The sequence below is a fragment of the Clostridium sp. ZS2-4 genome, assembly GCF_026719745.1.
Taxonomy (GTDB): Bacteria; Bacillota; Clostridia; order Clostridiales; family Clostridiaceae; genus Clostridium_H.
In genome coordinates, this window is sequence record NZ_JAPPRQ010000134.1 from 67,812 (window position 1) to 85,337 (window position 17,526).

15 protein-coding genes are annotated in these 17,526 nt (G+C 28.1%); 7 read left to right on the plus strand and 8 right to left on the minus strand.

The features are described from left to right. Positions 1-97 precede the first annotated feature (97 nt). Positions 98-2,404 carry a glycoside hydrolase family 65 protein gene (locus OIO11_RS16080; protein WP_268072459.1) on the plus strand — a complete coding sequence of 769 codons (2,307 nt, stop codon included), beginning with the start codon at positions 98-100 and terminating at the stop codon, positions 2,402-2,404. A gap of 67 nt (positions 2,405-2,471) precedes the next feature. On the opposite strand, the gene OIO11_RS16085 is transcribed toward OIO11_RS16080, so the two are convergent. After that, positions 2,472-2,669: a hypothetical protein gene (locus OIO11_RS16085; RefSeq protein ID WP_268072460.1), complete on the minus strand. Its 198-nt coding sequence runs from the start codon at positions 2,667-2,669 to the stop codon at positions 2,472-2,474. Between the two features lie 323 nt (positions 2,670-2,992). Beyond that, the gene (locus tag OIO11_RS16090; RefSeq protein WP_268072461.1) at positions 2,993-3,493 is read right to left on the minus strand and encodes a DUF6143 family protein; all 501 of its coding nucleotides are present in this window, start codon (positions 3,491-3,493) and stop codon (positions 2,993-2,995) included. A gap of 227 nt (positions 3,494-3,720) precedes the next feature. Between OIO11_RS16090 and OIO11_RS16095 the strand changes: the two genes are divergently transcribed. The 4 genes from OIO11_RS16095 (at position 3,721) to OIO11_RS16110 (ending at position 7,105) form a co-directional block, all read left to right on the plus strand. Next, positions 3,721-4,416: a peptidoglycan binding domain-containing protein gene (locus tag OIO11_RS16095; protein ID WP_268072462.1), complete on the plus strand. Its 696-nt coding sequence runs from the start codon at positions 3,721-3,723 to the stop codon at positions 4,414-4,416. A gap of 169 nt (positions 4,417-4,585) precedes the next feature. Further along, positions 4,586-4,768, plus strand: coding sequence for an alpha/beta-type small acid-soluble spore protein (locus OIO11_RS16100; protein WP_268072456.1), 183 nt, complete (start codon positions 4,586-4,588; stop codon positions 4,766-4,768). Between the two features lie 638 nt (positions 4,769-5,406). Further along, positions 5,407-6,363: a tRNA dihydrouridine synthase gene (locus OIO11_RS16105; protein WP_268072463.1), complete on the plus strand. Its 957-nt coding sequence runs from the start codon at positions 5,407-5,409 to the stop codon at positions 6,361-6,363. Between the two features lie 562 nt (positions 6,364-6,925). Beyond that, the gene (locus tag OIO11_RS16110; RefSeq protein WP_268072473.1) at positions 6,926-7,105 is read left to right on the plus strand and encodes an alpha/beta-type small acid-soluble spore protein; all 180 of its coding nucleotides are present in this window, start codon (positions 6,926-6,928) and stop codon (positions 7,103-7,105) included. Between the two features lie 173 nt (positions 7,106-7,278). Here the strand turns inward: OIO11_RS16110 and OIO11_RS16115 are convergent, their stop codons facing one another. Then, positions 7,279-8,889, minus strand: coding sequence for a sensor histidine kinase (locus OIO11_RS16115; protein WP_268072464.1), 1,611 nt, complete (start codon positions 8,887-8,889; stop codon positions 7,279-7,281). 149 nt (positions 8,890-9,038) lie between these two features. Further along, positions 9,039-10,808 carry a single-stranded-DNA-specific exonuclease RecJ gene (recJ, locus tag OIO11_RS16120; RefSeq protein WP_268072465.1) on the minus strand — a complete coding sequence of 590 codons (1,770 nt, stop codon included), beginning with the start codon at positions 10,806-10,808 and terminating at the stop codon, positions 9,039-9,041. Positions 10,809-10,886: 78 nt separating this feature from the next. Between recJ and OIO11_RS16125 the strand changes: the two genes are divergently transcribed. After that, complete coding sequence (locus tag OIO11_RS16125) at positions 10,887-11,705, plus strand: TIM barrel protein (RefSeq protein ID WP_268072466.1); 819 nt, start codon at positions 10,887-10,889, stop codon at positions 11,703-11,705. 78 nt (positions 11,706-11,783) lie between these two features. Then, entirely contained in the window at positions 11,784-12,383 is a 600-nt protein-coding gene (locus OIO11_RS16130; protein WP_268072467.1) for a flavin reductase family protein, read from the plus strand. 53 nt (positions 12,384-12,436) lie between these two features. On the opposite strand, the gene OIO11_RS16135 is transcribed toward OIO11_RS16130, so the two are convergent. The 4 genes from OIO11_RS16135 to OIO11_RS16150 form a co-directional block, all read right to left on the minus strand. Then, on the minus strand, positions 12,437-14,326 hold the full coding sequence (locus OIO11_RS16135) for a DUF5050 domain-containing protein (RefSeq protein WP_268072468.1): 1,890 nt from the start codon (positions 14,324-14,326) through the stop codon (positions 12,437-12,439). Positions 14,327-14,433: 107 nt separating this feature from the next. Continuing rightward, positions 14,434-15,651: a M16 family metallopeptidase gene (locus OIO11_RS16140; protein WP_268072469.1), complete on the minus strand. Its 1,218-nt coding sequence runs from the start codon at positions 15,649-15,651 to the stop codon at positions 14,434-14,436. A gap of 273 nt (positions 15,652-15,924) precedes the next feature. After that, complete coding sequence (pgtP, locus tag OIO11_RS16145) at positions 15,925-17,271, minus strand: phosphoglycerate transporter protein PgtP (protein WP_268072470.1); 1,347 nt, start codon at positions 17,269-17,271, stop codon at positions 15,925-15,927. Positions 17,272-17,352: 81 nt separating this feature from the next. Continuing rightward, the coding region (locus OIO11_RS16150; RefSeq protein WP_268072474.1) for a DUF1667 domain-containing protein at positions 17,353-17,526 on the minus strand (174 nt) is incomplete at its 5' end.

Genomic DNA, 17,526 nt, shown 5'->3' on the forward strand with positions numbered 1-17,526 from the left:
AATCTAATATTAATTTTTAATAGTTTGTGCAAACGTTTGTGCAAGTAGCATTACTATTATTTTAACTAATAAAATTAAAAAGGAGGTACATATAATAATGAACAAATATTTTAAATTAGACGAATGGAATATTATTGAAGAAGGCTTTATTCCAGAAAATAACGAGATATCTGAAAGTATATTTAGTTTAGGTAATGGATTTATGGGACAAAGAGCTAACTTTGAGGAAAAATACAGCGGCAGCTCTTTAGCGGGAAGCTATATTGCAGGAGTATATTTCCCCGATAAGACTAAAGTTGGTTGGTGGAAAAATGGATATCCAGAATATTTTGCAAAAGTTTTGAATTCAACAAATTGGATTGGAATTGATATAAAAATTAATGGTGAATCTCTAGATCTTGGCCAATGTACAATAAAAGATTTTACTAGAATTTTGCATATGAAAGAAGGATATTTAGAAAGAAGCTTTAACGCTGTCTTAAAAAATGGAAAAGAAGTAAAGATAAATTCAAAGCGTTTTATAAGTATGGCTCGTAATGAAATTGGAGCTATAAGATATTCCATATCCCCTGTTAACTTTGATGGATGCATAGAAGTATCACCTTATTTAGATGGTGATATAATTAATAAAGATTCAAATTATGATGAAAAATTTTGGGTAGAAGTAGATAAAAATATACAACCTTATGAAGGTTATGTTATGCTTAAAACAAAAAAACTAGATTTTAATATTTGTTCTTATATGAGATTGGAAATAACAAAAAATAATGAAAAAATAAACATTCCAATAGATACCTTTAAAAGAGAAAAATATGTTTCAAATATAGCAAGAGTAGATTGTTGCAAAAATGATGAACTAGTAGTTTATAAATATGTGGCAAATACTTCTTCAAGATATTATGATACAGATATGCTTGTAAAAGTAACTGAGGATTTATCACTTAAAGCTCAAAATTCAGGCTTCCAAGCTTTATTTGAAGAACAATGTAAAGTATGGGAAGAAAAATGGAAACATAGTGATATTATTATAGATGGTGACGTTGAAGCACAGCAGGCAATCAGATTTAATATATTCCAGCTAAATCAAACTTATACTGGAGAAGATGCAAGACTTAATATAGGTCCAAAAGGATTTACTGGTGAAAAATATGGCGGCAGCACTTATTGGGATACAGAAGCATATTGTCTTCCTTTTTATCTAAGTACTGCTGAAGAAAATGTTTCTAAAAATCTTCTTATATATAGATACAAACAACTTGGTAAAGCTATAGAGAATGCTGAAAAACTTGGTTTCACAAATGGATGTGCACTTTATCCAATGGTAACTATGAATGGTGAAGAATGCCATAATGAGTGGGAAATAACCTTTGAAGAAATCCATAGAAATGGTGCCATAGCATATGGAATCTATAATTATGTAAATTATACTGGGGATAAAAGCTACCTAGGTGAATTTGGACTTCATGTCCTTGTTGGAATATCCAGATTCTGGGCTCAAAGAGTTAATTTCTCTGCATCTAAAAATAAATATGTAATGTTAGGTGTTACCGGTCCAAATGAATACGAAAATAATGTAAATAATAACTGGTATACTAATTCAATAGCTACTTGGACATTAGAGTATACTATCAATGTAATAAATTATCTTAAAGCAAATGAACCAGAAAGATATACTGAATTACAAAACAAATTGAATATTATGTCTGAAGAAATAGAAAGATGGACACATATTATTGAAAATATGTACTATCCTGAAGATAAGAAATTAGGCGTATTTTTACAGCAAGATGGATATATGGACAAGGAGCAGATACTTGTTAAAGATTTAGATAAAAAACATCTTCCATTAAATCAAAATTGGTCATGGGATAGAATTCTTCGTTCATGCTTCATTAAGCAAGCAGATGTACTTCAAGGATTATATTTCTTAGAGGACAGATATGATATTGATACAATAAAAAGAAACTTTGAATTTTATGAAGCAAGAACAGTACATGAATCCTCTTTATCACCATGTGTTCATGCTATTTTGGCAAGCAAAATTGGAAATATAGAAAAAGCATATGAGATGTATCTTAGAACAGCAAGACTTGATCTTGATAACTATAATAATGATACCTGTGATGGATGTCATACGACAAGTATGGCTGGAACATGGATGGCATTTGTACAAGGCTTTGGAGGACTTAGAGTTAAGAATGACAGATTAGTTTTAAATCCTATTATTCCTTCTCAGTGGAATTCATATTCATTTAAAATCATGTTCAGAGGAAGTCTTATAAAAGTAACAGTTGGGAATGAGATTATTGAAATTCATAATGAAAGTAATAAAGATACACCTATTTGTATATATGATAAAGATTTCAGTGTTAAAGGATTTGATTCTTTAATTATTAATAAGTAATACTATAGCTGTAGAAAAAGTTATTTTTGAACTCTTTTCTACAGCTATTTTAGATAGTCACTATAGATTACTTGTTTTTTCTTAATTCTTTTATGATTTTTTCCAGTTCTTCATTACATAAGTTTTTCTTATCAATTTTATTTTCTTCTAAATAGTTAGATAAATTTTCTAGAGTTTTTATATTTTCCTCTAAATCTTCTTCAGACTTATCGTCCTTACTAATAAGTTTACCATTTTTACATTTATAAAAAAAACTAAATTTCATATTACCCCCTCCCATTTATTTATATATTCATGTATTAAAATTTTTATTCTATAATGAAACATTTTATGTAACTTATATACATGAATAATTTTATTGTTTTGACACATAAAAAGAGTCTTTAGTATACCACTACATCCTATCTCCTTTTCTAAATTAAATAGTACAATGTATAAAAATAAGTTGTGATGCGATAGTAGATAATAAGATATTATGAAGATTATTTATAAAGAAGCATTAGCTTATTTTAGTTAATATAAAAGTTATCCGTACCATTTAAAAAAGATACGGACAATTTCGTATTTGTTGATAATATTTTTACGTTCCTAACAGATTGGTTCTTCCCACCACCCAAAAGCAATTCTGCCAGAAACTGCTAGATCCTGCGTTTCAGGATTAGATAAGAAAATTAGAAATGAACCACCAGGTGGAAAAATAAATTTTCCCTGTTCATCATCTACCAAGGTAGTTTCGGGCTGACCTCTTCTTACGAAAGCTTTAATTCCTTCCGTTGGTTCTCCTGTCACATTATTTGCATACTCAAGTTTTATTTTCGGTTGTGGCAATGGACAAAGTGCTTGATTAGAATAAGTTACCAATGTAGAAATCTGTGGTCTTCCAGGTGGTTCTGCATTAAACCAAATTTGGGCTCTAAATGGAGATTCAGATACATCACTCACAGTCCAAACAGTTATATGCAAATTTACTCCAGAATTAATTGGATTATATAATCTAGCCCAAGCACTTGTTCCCACACCAAAAGTAAGATTATCAGCGTAACCTACAAAGTATGTTCCTTCTAGGGACTTGGCCAAGTTAATGGGCACAGAAACAGTGTAATCTAAAGACGGTTTATATATTGATGGCTTGGACAATTCTTTCCATGAATGTTTGTTGTTGTTCAGTACTATGAAAGTCTAACTCTAATTGAAAATAGAAAAATAAAACAACAATTACTATCTATAAATAAGTTTTAAAATCAAAAATATAAACATATTTTAAATTAGTTATTATGTTTAAATGAAAGTATTTTTTATGAAAGGTATAAATCGGTATGAAGAATATTAATATAAAAAAGCTTTTTAAAATTAATGATAGAGGAAATAGTATTATTCTAATGGCTTCAATTTTACTATTATATTTACTTATTTCAGTATACTTTACTAACCATTTCTTTTTTAATACAGCAATAAACGGAGCAGATGTCTCATTAAAAGCATGTGCTGATGCAGATGATATAATTAGAAGCCATATTAAGGATTATAAGCTACAGTTGATAGAAAGAAGTGGAGAAGTAGAAGATATAATAGGACGAGATATAGGAGTACAATACAATGAAAAAAATAGTATTTCTAGTATTTATCACAAGAAAAATTCATTTGAATGGATAATCTCCTTATTTAAGGATCAAAAATATTATGTAGATGATTTATATGTTTATAATAAAGATAATTTAGATAGTAAAATTAATGAGTTAAATTGTTTAAATAAATATATTATAGAACCCCAAAATGTAAGTTTTAAGTATTCAAATAAATCATATGAGGTGATTGAAGAAGTATATGGAAATAAGATAATTAAAGAGAATTTAAATAAAGCTATAAAAATTAGTATATTAAAAGGAGAAACAAAATTAGATTTAAATGAAAAGCTTTGTTATGAAAATCCAAAATATACTCTAAGTTCTGATAAAACTCTTGAGACTAAGAGTTTACTAAATAAGTATATAAAAACAAAATGGAACTCCTAATTAGTCCACTTTCCTAACTATTCCTGTTGCTTTCATTGTAAAATCATCCTATATCTCTAATTTTTGCTTATATATATCGTTTGCTTCCTCTTTTACCATTCATTCGCCAACATATTTATACTAAAACTGTATAACCTAAGAATACAACCTAATAAAGGAGGTAACATATATGAGTTATCAAAAATTAGTACCTAACGCAAAACCAGGTTTAAATAAATTTAAAGCCGAAGTTGCTAGAGAATTAAATGTACCTCTAAGCGAATACAACGGTGATCTTACTTCTAAACAAAATGGTTCTGTTGGTGGCGAAATGGTTAAAAGAATGGTTGAATCATACGAAAAAAATCTATAATTTATATAATTGTCTGTACTATTTGGGGATATGTTCTTACATGTCCCCATCCCCTGTTAAAATGGTATATCACCGTCATCTATTTGAGTTACCTCATCTATCCCCCTTTCTGCTGTTATTCCTTTATATTCCAGAATGTTAACTTCTAATCTGCACATACTATAATCATAGAGAGGTGATTAGCAATGGGAATAGATTTTAAGAATGATTATTTGAGGTTAGACCTAAAGTAATTTTAAAGTCTCCATACATTCACTAATCTTGTTGCCAGGGAGTAATGATATTCCCTGGTTTTACTATGTTCATTTTATGTCTTAACTTATTTTTCACGCTCATAAAAAATTCTATTGATTTAAGTTCCTTAGAAAGCTTTTGAAAGTCCCCTAGTTTCAAAACAAACAGTGTCTAATTGGAAAAATATTTTGTTTTATGTGATTACATAAGATAAGTTTAGGAGTAATTGAGGTGAACCGTACCATAAGTAAATGAGGTTTTATTTAAAAATGTTAATATTGTTATTTTAAATTTAGCGTATAAGCATTATATGCAATTGATTAATAGAAAAATAAAGACTATACAAAAATATATTTGTTAGATACAATAGATGTGAAATTACTTATGATGAGGAGTCTTATAATATGAAATACTATTTTGCACCGTTAGAAGGCGTTACTGGATATATATATAGAAATGCATATCAAACTTTTTTTGGTCAAATTGACAAATACTTTACACCTTTTATCTCACCAACTAGTAATAATGGCTTTACTTCGAGAGAACTAGATGATATATTACCCGAACACAATCAAGGACTGTCTGTGGTTCCTCAAATACTTACGAATAATGCTGAGTATTTTATTCGTACGGTGAACGAGTTAAATAAGTTTGGGTATAATGAGATTAATTTAAACTTGGGCTGTCCATCTGGTACAGTTGTTGCGAAACATAAAGGTTCAGGGTTTCTTGCACAAAGAGAACAGTTGGATGAATTTTTAGAGGATATATTTTCAAAGGCATCAACGAAGATTTCCATAAAGACAAGAATTGGAAAGGATTCTCCAGATGAATTTTATGAGCTGATTGAAATCTTTAACAAGTATCCTCTTGAGGAGCTTATCATTCATCCAAGAATACAAACGGACTTTTATAAGAACAAGCCGAATATGGAGGTATTTAAAGATGCATTAGCATTAAGTAAAAATCCTGTTTGCTATAATGGTGACATTTTTAATGGGTCGGACTATAGGAAATTGGAAGAAATATATCCAAGTTTAGGTGCAGTAATGATAGGTCGAGGTCTTATTGCAAATCCGGGATTAATCGGAGAAATTAAGAATAATCATGTCGTAGATAAGCAGGTAATGAGGGCATTTCACGATGCAGTTTATGCAGGCTATCAGAAAATCCTTTCTGGAGATAGAAATGTATTATTTAAAATGAAAGAATTTTGGTTTTATATGATACACTTGTTTGCAGAGAGTGATAAATATGCTAAAAAAATAAGAAAGACAGTTAGATTACGCGATTATGAGGCAGTTATATCGAGGCTGTTTCAAGAACTTAATATAGAAGAAACACTTTTACGCGGATTTTAATATGATCAATATTGATACAAAAAATAACATATTATTTTACAAAAGATAAAGTGTTAACTTAACGTTAGCACTTTTTATCTTTGTGCTAGAGTATAATTATAGTTGGCAAAATATAAACAGAAGTTGGTATCCCTACTTCCGTTTATATATATTTTTCTTATGGCAGCCATAGGACCGTTATTTTTGATTATTTGAAGAAACCTTCTTATGTGCTTTATGTTCCTTTTGATCATGAGGACTAGTTTTATAGCTTATATTACTGGTCTTAGTATTTCCAACATGTTGATGATCCGTCATCTGTATTCTCCTTTCTTAAAATAAAACTTTATTTATACTTTCTATTAGGTTTTCCATTGATGAGTCTTTTATACTGATTTGCAAATTAACTTTTCTATTTTAGCACTTATAACATATTATTTTTCTTTATGGATATAATAAAATTTTATACCACAAAATCCATTAAAACATCAGCATATATAAGGGTGAATTTTCACAATATAATAGTGACAAAAAAATTAAAGCCATAACACACTGTAAAAAACGAAGTATAAAGGAGGAAATGATTATGAAACATTTGGTTCCAGAAGCTAGAAATGGATTAAATAAATTTAAAATGGAAGTAGCTAATGAACTTGGTGTTCCGTTCACAGATTATAATGGTGATCTTACTTCAAAACAATGCGGTAGTGTTGGTGGAGAAATGGTTAAAAGAATGGTAGAAGCATACGAAAGAAGTTTATAATATTAAATAGCTTATATAAATTATTAGCATAATACTGAAAAGAATGATTGCCTCTGTAGAACAGCAAATGATAAATAAAAAATAGGAGTATAGAATTTCTTAAATATACTCCTATATAATAATTCTCTTTATTTAGAAGTATTTGTATGGATTTACAAAGCTTTGTGGATTTTTTATTGTAGTACATCTGAAAATTCAATAACAACTCTATCATCTAAATTTTCGTCCATACTAAAGGAATCTTCAACGTTCTTATCATGTAAAATTTTATTGCTAAATTTTACATTAAATTCTGTTCCTTCCCCTACCTTACTTTGCACATCTATTTTTCCTTCCATCATCTTGACAAAATTCTTTACTAAAGCTAATCCTAAACCTGTTCCTTCAGAATTCCTAGAAAGTGAATTGTTCACCTGCTCAAATCTATCAAATATCTTATTTATTTTATCCTCTGGAATTCCTATACCGTTATCTTTAACTCTAATAGATATTTGTTTATTATCAACATAAACAATAACCATTATTTCTTTTCCTTCTGGTGTGAATTTTATTGCATTTGATAGTAAATTTAATATGATTTTCTCATATTTGTCTTTATCTAATTTCACAAATATTTCTTCTTGGTTGGTATCAAAAATTAACTTTATACCTCTACTTTTGGCATAAAAATTTACTGAAGAAATTATACTTTCTGTAACAAAAACTATATCAAAAACTGAATAATTTAATTTTAAAAATCCTGCTTCTGCCTTAGAAATATCTAATGTATTATTTATTAATTTTAATAATCTGCTGCAGTTTTGATTTATTCTTAATAATATTTTCGCAATATTAGCTGTTATTTCTTTAGAATATATATGGTTTGCCAATTGAAGTGATGAGTGAATAATAGTTAAAGGAGTTCTAAGCTCATGGGATATCATATTAAAAAAGTCGTCCTTCATTTTAGTTATTTTTTCTAATTCTTTATTTTGATTTTTTATCATAATTTCATTAGTTTTCATTTCAGTAATATCTTTTAAAGATATTACTGTATATACTATTTCATTTTTATTATTTATGACATGATTGAAACTTACATCTATATATTTGTATTCATTTTGTACTTTATCGTGTATTTTTATTACTAAACTTTCTATATTCTTAAAATTCTTTAGATAATGTTCATATGCTTCTTTTAAGTTAACGCCATAATCTGTACCATTAACAATATCTATGTCTTGTAAAATTTCTCGATAATTTTTAATTTCTTCTATGGTATATCCTGTTATTTGCAAAGCAGATTTATTACAAAAATCAAATATTCCACATTTTCCTAGAACCACTATTCCTTCTGAGATATTATTCATAACATCTTTTAAATGAACAAGACCTTCTTTTTCAATATTCCTAACATTTTGAACAATATCATATTTTGTTTTTATTTCGGTTGAAATAGCTAAAAGTTTTTCCTTATCTTTTTTTGCTTTCATCTCATTGTTAATATACTTACTAATTTCATATGCAAATACTTCTAATGAATCATTATTGTATTTAATAATAAAGTCAAAATATTTATCCTTAATATTTATCCTACTTAAATTTTTACATATTTTATGTACAAAACATTTATTTAAACTCTCATTAATTGTATCAAAAAAATCAATGTTATATATACTTTTACCAAAAAAACCATAATCAATTTCAAAAGTCTTCTTGAATTCTTCATTGAAATATTCAATTTTTAATGTACTATCTTTTAGAATCGCTATATTACATGGTAATTTATCATATGCCTCATACATATCAATCACCTCCTGTTTCAAGTACTATTGTTTATATATTCTATATAAACAATATTTTTCCTTCTTTTACACCAAACAAACTTAAAGAAAATCTCCCTTAACGTATTAAGGAAGATTTTCTTTAAGTTTATTTGTAAATGATAATAGATTTAATTTATTGAAAGCCTAAAATCTTTGATTCTTAACTGTATTTTTTGTGTACCATTAAAGTCATTTATCATTGGATAAAAGATTAAGTCTAATTTTAATCCTAATGGATTTATCAATACTTTCTCATAATTATTTCCATATTTTTCTTTTAACATTTCTTTAAACTCTTCTACTCTGTTAAAGCATATCGCATCTATTTTTCTGTTATTACGTATTATACATGTCAATTTCAAAGTATTTTGATTCTTTCCAAGTATTTTTATGTCACGAATCTCTACATTTTTTTCTGCAAAAACAGGAGTTGGATTTCCTTTACCAAAAGGTTCTAGTTCTTCAAGCTCATTTATTAAATCTAAACTTACTTCACTTAAATGAATTCTCCTATCTATCTTTATCTTAGGTATTATATCGCTATCACTAAGATTACAGTTTTCATTTAGCTTTGCTCTTAATGTCGAAATATTTTCTTCTTTTACTGATAGCCCTGCTGCCATCGGATGCCCTCCAAATTTTTCCATAAGTTCCCTGCACTTTATTAACTCCTCAAACAAATTATATTCTTCAATAGAGCGTCCAGAACCTTTAGGCATTTCTTTTCCTTTTGTCAAAATTATAGTTGGAACATTAAATTTTTCTCTAACCTTACCCGCAACTATGCCAGCTATACTTTCATGTACATCTTTTTTATAAACAACTAGCACTTTATCATTTTTAAAATTAGAGTTTTCAATAGAAGATATAATTTCGTCTACATTTTTCATTGTCATTTCTTGTCTAGTCTTGTTTAAATCATATAAAGTTCTTGCTAGCTCTATTGCTCGCGTCGTATCATGACAAGTAAGTAATTCAACGGATAAAGCTGCAGTATCTAATCTTCCAGTAGCATTAATACATGGTCCTATCATAAATCCTATATGATAAGATTTTATATTATTATCTTTAATTCCTAAGGTTTCTATAAGCGCATTAAGCCCTATATTTTTAGTACTACTTATCATTTTTAAAGAATTCTTGGCAATTATTCTATTTTCACCAATTAAATCAACTACATCACATATAGTACCTATACCTGCAAATTCTATAAATTTATAAGCATCATTATCTTCCATACCCAGTTTCATATATAATGCTTGTACAAATTTAAATGATATACCTGCTCCACACAATAGCTTAAATGGATATGTACACTCTTCTTGCTTTGGATTTATAATTGCATCAGCCTCAGGAACAATATACTCCCTTTTTCCCTCAAATTCATTGAAAGGTAACTCATGATGGTCAGTAACAACAACTTGCATTTCTAAACTTTTGGCGAAGTTTATTTCTTCTATGGCACTTATACCATTATCACAAGTTAAAATTACTTCCGTTCCCTCTTCTTTTAAGATTTGAATCCTTTCTCTGCACATTCCATATCCTTCTGATTCTCTATCAGGTATGTAGTATTCCACATTTGCTTCTAATTTTAAAAGCGCTTTATATAATATTGTTGTACTTGTAACTCCATCAGCATCATAGTCACCATAGATAACTATTTTTTTACCTTCATCAATTGCATCTAAAATTATATCTGTTCCAGTATCCATATCCTTCATTAAAAACGGATCGTGCATATCCTTTAGTGAGGAATTCATAAATCTTTTTACTTCTTCTATATCCTTAATATCTCGGTTAACTAAAATCTTAGCAGTTGTTTTACTTATATTAGCCTCTTTGGCAATTGTGTCAATATCACAATTTGTAACTTTTAGTCTCCATTCTGCCTTCATATTATCACCTTCTTCTTTGCTATTATAACATACTGATGAGAAATTTTGTGATATAATGTTGTTCAAAGAGGTGATACTATGAATACTTTATTATTTGGAATATCTGGTCTTCCCCTTGGAGAAGAAAATAAAAAATTTAATTATAAATCTGGCATTGAATATTTAAAAGGATTAGATTTAGATGCTATGGAACTGCCTTTTGTACGTTCAGTAAATGTAACCGATAAAAACAAGGATGAAATATTAGAAACTAAGTGTAAAAATAATTTCTATTTATCAGCCCATGGTTCCTATTTTATAAATCTAAATGCTGATGAAGAAGAAAAACAAATAAAATCTATGGAAAGAATTATTCAAGGTGCTGAGGGACTCAAAAAAGTTCAGGGAAAAAGCTTAGTTTTTCATCCTGGTTTTTATCTTAAGGATTCCAGAGAAGAAACTTTTGAAACTATAAAAAGTAACCTTTTAAAACTCCCAGACATAGGCATAGATTACAGACTAGAAACTACTGGAAAAGGAACTCAGTTTGGTTCTCTTGAAGAAAATGTTAAGTTATGCAAAGAGGTTGCTCTCTGCAAACTATGTATAGATTTTTCTCACCTTCATGCTAGAGATAACGGTATATTGAAAACCTATGATGATTTTGCAAAAATATTAGATTATGTTGGTACAGAGCTGGGCGAAGTTGCTTTGAAAGATATGCATATACATATGTCTGGAATCAATTATACTGTTAAAGGAGAAAGAAATCACTTGCCTTTTGAAGAAAGTGATTTTAACTACAAAGCTTGCATAGAGGCTTTTGCTAAGTTTGATATTAAAGGATGTGTTATCTGCGAAAGTCCTATTTTGGAACATGATGGATTGCTTTTGAAGAAATATTATGAATCACTTTAAAAAACTACATTTAATTGATATAATTAGTATGTTTTTATAAAAAATAATGTCAACTTATAACCTATAGGAGAGATTAAAATGACTAAAAAGATTTTTAAAGGAAGTGCAATGTTAAATCCAGTTCCCTCGGTTCTAATTACCTCTAAAAATAAAGAAGGTAAGATTAATGTATTTACTGTTGGATGGATAGGAACTGCTTGTACCAAACCCCCTATGATTACAGTAGCTATAAGACCTGAGAGACTTTCTTATGAATACATAAAAGAATCTAAAGAATTCGTTGTAAATCTTCCATCTGTAGATTTAGTTAAAGCTGTTGATTTTTGTGGAGTACGCTCTGGAAAAAATATTGATAAAATTAAAGAATGTAAATTCACTTTAGCTCCATCTGAAAATATTGAGACACCCTATATCGAAAATTGCCCTATAGCTTTAGAATGTAAACTTAAGAATATTATTCCTCTTGGCTCTCATGATTTATTTTTAGCTGAAATTATAGCTGTTCATGTGGAAGAAAACTTAATCGATTCAAAAGGTAAAATTCATTTTGAAAAAGCAAATTTAATTTGCTATTCCCATGGAGAATATTTTGGACTTTCTAAAAATTCTCTTGGCAGCTTTGGATATTCTGTCAGAAAAAAGAAGAAATCTAAAAAAAACACTTCAAAAAAAGGTTAATAAAAAATAAGAGCTTATACATTTTGAATGCTATAAGCTCTTAAAAATATTCATTATATTTCAGTATTTTTTATAATAAATTGTTTGTTTTCCATTGAAGCATAATCATAATAAATATAGTCTCCTTCTATATTTATAAAAGAAATGTCTCTACTGTTAAATATTCTTTCTTTATGTGTACCATCTGTTTTTATTCTATATAATCTATTCCCATCTGTACCACAATTATAATAAATCCACTCATCCTTAATTGCAACTAAATTTATATTATCTATTTTTCCATCTAGAATTTTATTTTTTTCATTCCCATCTAGTTTCATACGGTACAAAGCACCTGTATCAGAAGGCGTTCCATAATAAAGATACCCTTGGGATTCTACTAAATTTGTTACAGTGTCTTTACTAATTAATTTATCATCCTTACCATTTAATGCAACTTTATATAAATGACTATATACTTTTAAACCTTTACTTTTCTGATTTATAGAATAGTATACATATTTATCAGTAACAGCTTTTATAGTTATGTTGCCATCATTTTTTGACTGTATGCCTTTAATATATTCACTTTCATTTTGAACTAATATGTTAATTTTACCTGTATCTATATTTTTTCTATAAAGAGCACAACCTTTTCCGTCAGTACTGCTATCTATATAATAGTTAAATCCAGCTTTAATTCTATCCTCAACTTCATCAAAATTTCTATGAATTTCTTGCATATTACTTCCATCTATTTTTATTCGATAAAATGTTTCTTTTACTCCAGTTTTATCTGTAGTCACTTTTGTAAAATAAACCCAGTCGTTTTCTACTAGTATAATTTTTTCCCATCCACCTTCAACATATGAGAGCATTTTTTCTTTTTGAGTATTTATATCTATAGAACTTAAACTTCCTCTTCTTTTATCTCTTTTAATATCTGTTGTATAAAAAATTTTATTATTATGCACGTCCATACTAGTAGGATTAACGTTACTTATTTTTTTATTATTTTTTGTATTTACGTTCATTCTATAAATTTCTCCATGAATATCTTTAAAATAAAAAATATAATCTCCTACAATATTTATTCTACTGATAGGGCCTTCTTTTAGTTTTTTCCTTTGAGAACCATCGGTTTTAATTGTATAAAGAGAATCACCATCAGATTCATTAATATAATATATGTCATTTTCATGTACATTAATTCCCTTTACATTTTCATCTGTTAATCTTTCAAATTTAAAATTTTTCAGATCGGCTTTGCATAAGTATCTATTTTCATCTATCTTTCCTTTATTGGAAAAATAGATGTTTTCGTCTTTAATTTGAATATAGTCACCTAAAATAACTTCAGCATTTAACATATTTCCCTCGTACAACTTTTTATTAAAATGGCCATTAACAGTTACAGAATAAAAGATTTGATTTTTTAAATAATAGATTTTATTATTTATAATATTAAATCCATCCACATAAGTATTTAAAATCTTTCTATTTTTCTTTCCGTCTATTCTCATTTTGTATAAACAATTATCATCATCCCCGTTACTGTAATATATATAATTTCCTCTAACACGAATATATTCAGCTATAGAATTTCCAAGTTTTTCTCGATTGCTGCCATCAATTTTTATTTTATAAATTTTTTCACCGTCACTTATATTTGAATAATAAATATATTCATTTAAAACATTTATGTAACTTGCAATATCATCACATAATTTAGTAAGTTTTTTTGTTTTTTTATCCATTTTGTAAAGTTTCCCTTTTTTATCATAATTGCTGAAATACATATTTTTTTTGTCTTCGGCAGCATTTCCACCACTATATATATTTCCAGTACTGCTTCCTACTTCTACATTAATATCTTCAAAATATCCATAGGCTTTTAATTGAAATATCCCTACTGCAGCAATAAATAATATAATAACTGAAAATATTAAAACCTTTTTTTTCATGTACTTTCACGTCCTTTAATTTTAGCTATAAGGTAATCATATCATACTTTATAGATTAAAAAAATATAAGTACCATTTACAACTCACTTATACTTCGTAATATTACTCTATTTCGGTTTCAAAACTTGTATGCTTGGCTTTTGCAGTACTTTATTCACTACATTCAAAATATTATTTTCATTTATTTCAAGATTACTAAATTCATCAAAAATATTATTAATTGAATTATACATTATTTTGTAAGTAGTTAATTGTTTGGCAAGTTCAATAGATCTTTCAAAACTTAATTCTTTCTTTAAATTTAAGCTTTTTATTATTTTTTCTATATTTTCCTCATTGTAAATAGAATTTGGTTCTTTTATTTTGCTAATTTTATTATTTATAAGTTCAATAGTTTTATTTATATTTTTTACTGATGTCCCAAGTTTTATGGTAAATAATTTTATTCCATTTTCATTCTTTATGCTGCTTGAAATGTCATAAGCAAGTCCATTTTTAGTTCTTACTTCCTCATATAAAATACTGCTGGTTCCTTCTCCAAATCTAAAATTAAATATTTTAAGCAATTTTATTTCTTCTTCATCTAACATATCTATTGGAAAACAATACTGTATCTTTGCTCCATTCAAACCTTTTCTGTTCTTGTAATAAATTCCTTTATTATTTTCCTCATATTTATTTTTATCCATGTAATCGTAACTATTATTGAAAACTGTAAAATATTCATTTATAATTTCTGAAACTTCTTCAAATTCTAATGAAGAAATTACACTTATAACACAATTTTCAGGAGAATAATGTTTGTTATAAAAATTTTTTACTGCTTCAAGAGTAATACCTTTTATGCTTTTTTCATTTCCTATAATTAATTCTTTAATTCTTCTATTTTGAAAAGAGTTATAGAACAGTTCATCCTCACACTCCTGATAAGGCTCATCCTTCCACTCTTTTAATTCTTCAAGGATTACATCTATTTCTTCTTTAAATCCATCTTTTTTAAAAAGAGGATTTAAAATTATATCAGAATATATTTCAAAACCTTTTTTAAAATCACATGATAAAGTAGTTCCATAATAAATTACATAAGGATAATTTGTCATTGCATTATGAAACCCAAAAATTTCATCACAAAGCTTATTAATTTCTTCCTCTGTCCTATTCTTTGTTCCTTTAAATACCATATGTTCAACTGCATGAGCTAACCCATATTCATTTTCTTTTTCGACTAATGCTCCAGCATTAAATCCTATGCAAAATGAAGTTATATGTCCATCTCTTTTTATATATTGAATATCTATTCCATTTTTTAATTTATAATGTCTCATTTATGAATATTTCCTTTCTTTTGTAAATATGTACCACTTGTTTATAATTTAAAATATATAATATGATATAATTATTATATATTAGATTATACAGAATTTGAACAAATATAGCTTTGAACTGGCAAAAGAAAAATGCTGAATAATTCTAATTAACAATGAATAAGTTATATATATTGTAATAAAAAACAAACGCCATATCCCATTAAGAATATAGCGCTTGTTTTTTTATTCTATTTTGTTAATATTTGAAAAACATTATTTAGATTTCGTATATTAGCTAGCAAGTTCCTTTTCTTCATGTGATGATGTATCATGTACATTCCATGTGAATGCTAGGAATACTACTGAAAGGATACTTGATGCAACTAACACCATGAATCCTCCATCCCATCCATAGCCATCAACAATTGCACCTAATAATATTTCTGCTAGAACAGATCCACCCATGTAACCAAATAAACCTGTAAATCCAGCAGCAGTACCTGCGGCCTTTTTAGGAACTAAGTCAAGGGCAGCAACCCCTATAAGCATAACTGGTCCATAAATTAAGGCTCCTATTGATGCTAATGCTATGTTTATAGCCATGAAGCTTGTGCTCTTCCAGTAAACATAAGTAGCAACTGCAACTCCTAACATACAGAATACGCCAGCTGGAGCACGACGACCGTTGAACACCTTGTCACTTATCCAACCAACTATAATTGTACCTGGAATAGCAGCATATTCAAATAATGCGAAAGCTAATCCTGCTTCTTTTGGGTTAAATCCTCTTACTTCCTTTAAGTAAACCGGAGCCCAGTTAAGAACACCATATCTTACTAGATAAACAAATAAGTTAGCAATAGCAATAATCCACAAATATTTATTATTTAATACATATTTAAAGAAGATTTCTTTTGCTGTTAATTCTTTTTCTGCATCTTCTACTGCTACATCAAATTTTGGGTAATCGTTTTTATACTCTTCTATTGGAGGTAATCCAACTGATTGTGGAGTATCTTTTGCAAATATCATAAATAGTACTCCAGCAACAATCGCTATTATACCTGGCAAGGTGAAAGCACCTTTATAGCTTCCGCTAAACATAGTAACACCTATAACAGCTACAGTAGCTATTAATGCCCCTCCAATGTTATGAGCAGTATTCCAAATAGACATTTTAACTCCACGTTCTTTATCGGAAAACCAGTGTGTCATTGTTCTTCCACATGGTGGCCATCCCATACCTTGGAACCATCCATTTAATGTCCATAATACAAATAGTATTGGTATACTTGCTGTCATTCCCATAAATACGTTAGCAAGTCCTGATAATATAAGTCCTGTTCCTAAGAAAAATCTTGGGTTAGATCTGTCTGAAAAACTTCCCATTATAAATTTACTTATTCCGTAAGCTATTCCTAATCCAGAAGCTATAAATCCAAGTTCTGTTTTTGTAAATCCCAATTGCGTTATCATATAGTTTTTAGCAATGGAGAAATTACTTCTAACGAAGTAATACACTGCGTATCCAATATAAATGCTTATAAACATTTGGATACGATACCTCTTATAGGTAGAGTCAATTTTGTCCTTTGGCAAACGCTCAATATGAGGTGCCGGTTTTAAAAATCCTATCATTTTTTTACCCCTTTCTTTAGTTGTTTTATAATTCAAGCAAAGTTTAGAAACTTTACTCAATTACCATAATAATGTTTTTTATTAAATTCCAGCTACTTTTTTAGTAGCAATTACATTTACACCAGTATCAGCAAAGTTTTCTAAAACAACATCACCAATATTTACAGGTGCTTTAACTGCTAATCCTTTTAGAGCTTTTACACATTCAAAAATCTTATCCTTTGGTATATCTGCCTCTGTTTTTACAGGAACAAC

Excerpts from the sequence above, each read along its gene's own strand:
- recJ (WP_268072465.1), bottom strand. The coding sequence starts at position 10,808 with ATGAAGGCAGAATGGAGACTAAAAGTTACAAATTGTGATATTGACACA.
- OIO11_RS16140 (WP_268072469.1), bottom strand. The coding sequence starts at position 15,651 with ATGAGACATTATAAATTAAAAAATGGAATAGATATTCAATATATAAAA.
- OIO11_RS16095 (WP_268072462.1), top strand. The coding sequence starts at position 3,721 with ATGAAGAATATTAATATAAAAAAGCTTTTTAAAATTAATGATAGAGGA.
- OIO11_RS16100 (WP_268072456.1), top strand. The coding sequence starts at position 4,586 with ATGAGTTATCAAAAATTAGTACCTAACGCAAAACCAGGTTTAAATAAA.
- pgtP (WP_268072470.1), bottom strand. The coding sequence starts at position 17,271 with ATGATAGGATTTTTAAAACCGGCACCTCATATTGAGCGTTTGCCAAAG.
- OIO11_RS16125 (WP_268072466.1), top strand. The coding sequence starts at position 10,887 with ATGAATACTTTATTATTTGGAATATCTGGTCTTCCCCTTGGAGAAGAA.
- OIO11_RS16130 (WP_268072467.1), top strand. The coding sequence starts at position 11,784 with ATGACTAAAAAGATTTTTAAAGGAAGTGCAATGTTAAATCCAGTTCCC.
- OIO11_RS16105 (WP_268072463.1), top strand. The coding sequence starts at position 5,407 with ATGAAATACTATTTTGCACCGTTAGAAGGCGTTACTGGATATATATAT.
- OIO11_RS16135 (WP_268072468.1), bottom strand. The coding sequence starts at position 14,326 with ATGAAAAAAAAGGTTTTAATATTTTCAGTTATTATATTATTTATTGCT.
- OIO11_RS16085 (WP_268072460.1), bottom strand. The coding sequence starts at position 2,669 with ATGAAATTTAGTTTTTTTTATAAATGTAAAAATGGTAAACTTATTAGT.
- OIO11_RS16080 (WP_268072459.1), top strand. The coding sequence starts at position 98 with ATGAACAAATATTTTAAATTAGACGAATGGAATATTATTGAAGAAGGC.
- OIO11_RS16115 (WP_268072464.1), bottom strand. The coding sequence starts at position 8,889 with ATGTATGAGGCATATGATAAATTACCATGTAATATAGCGATTCTAAAA.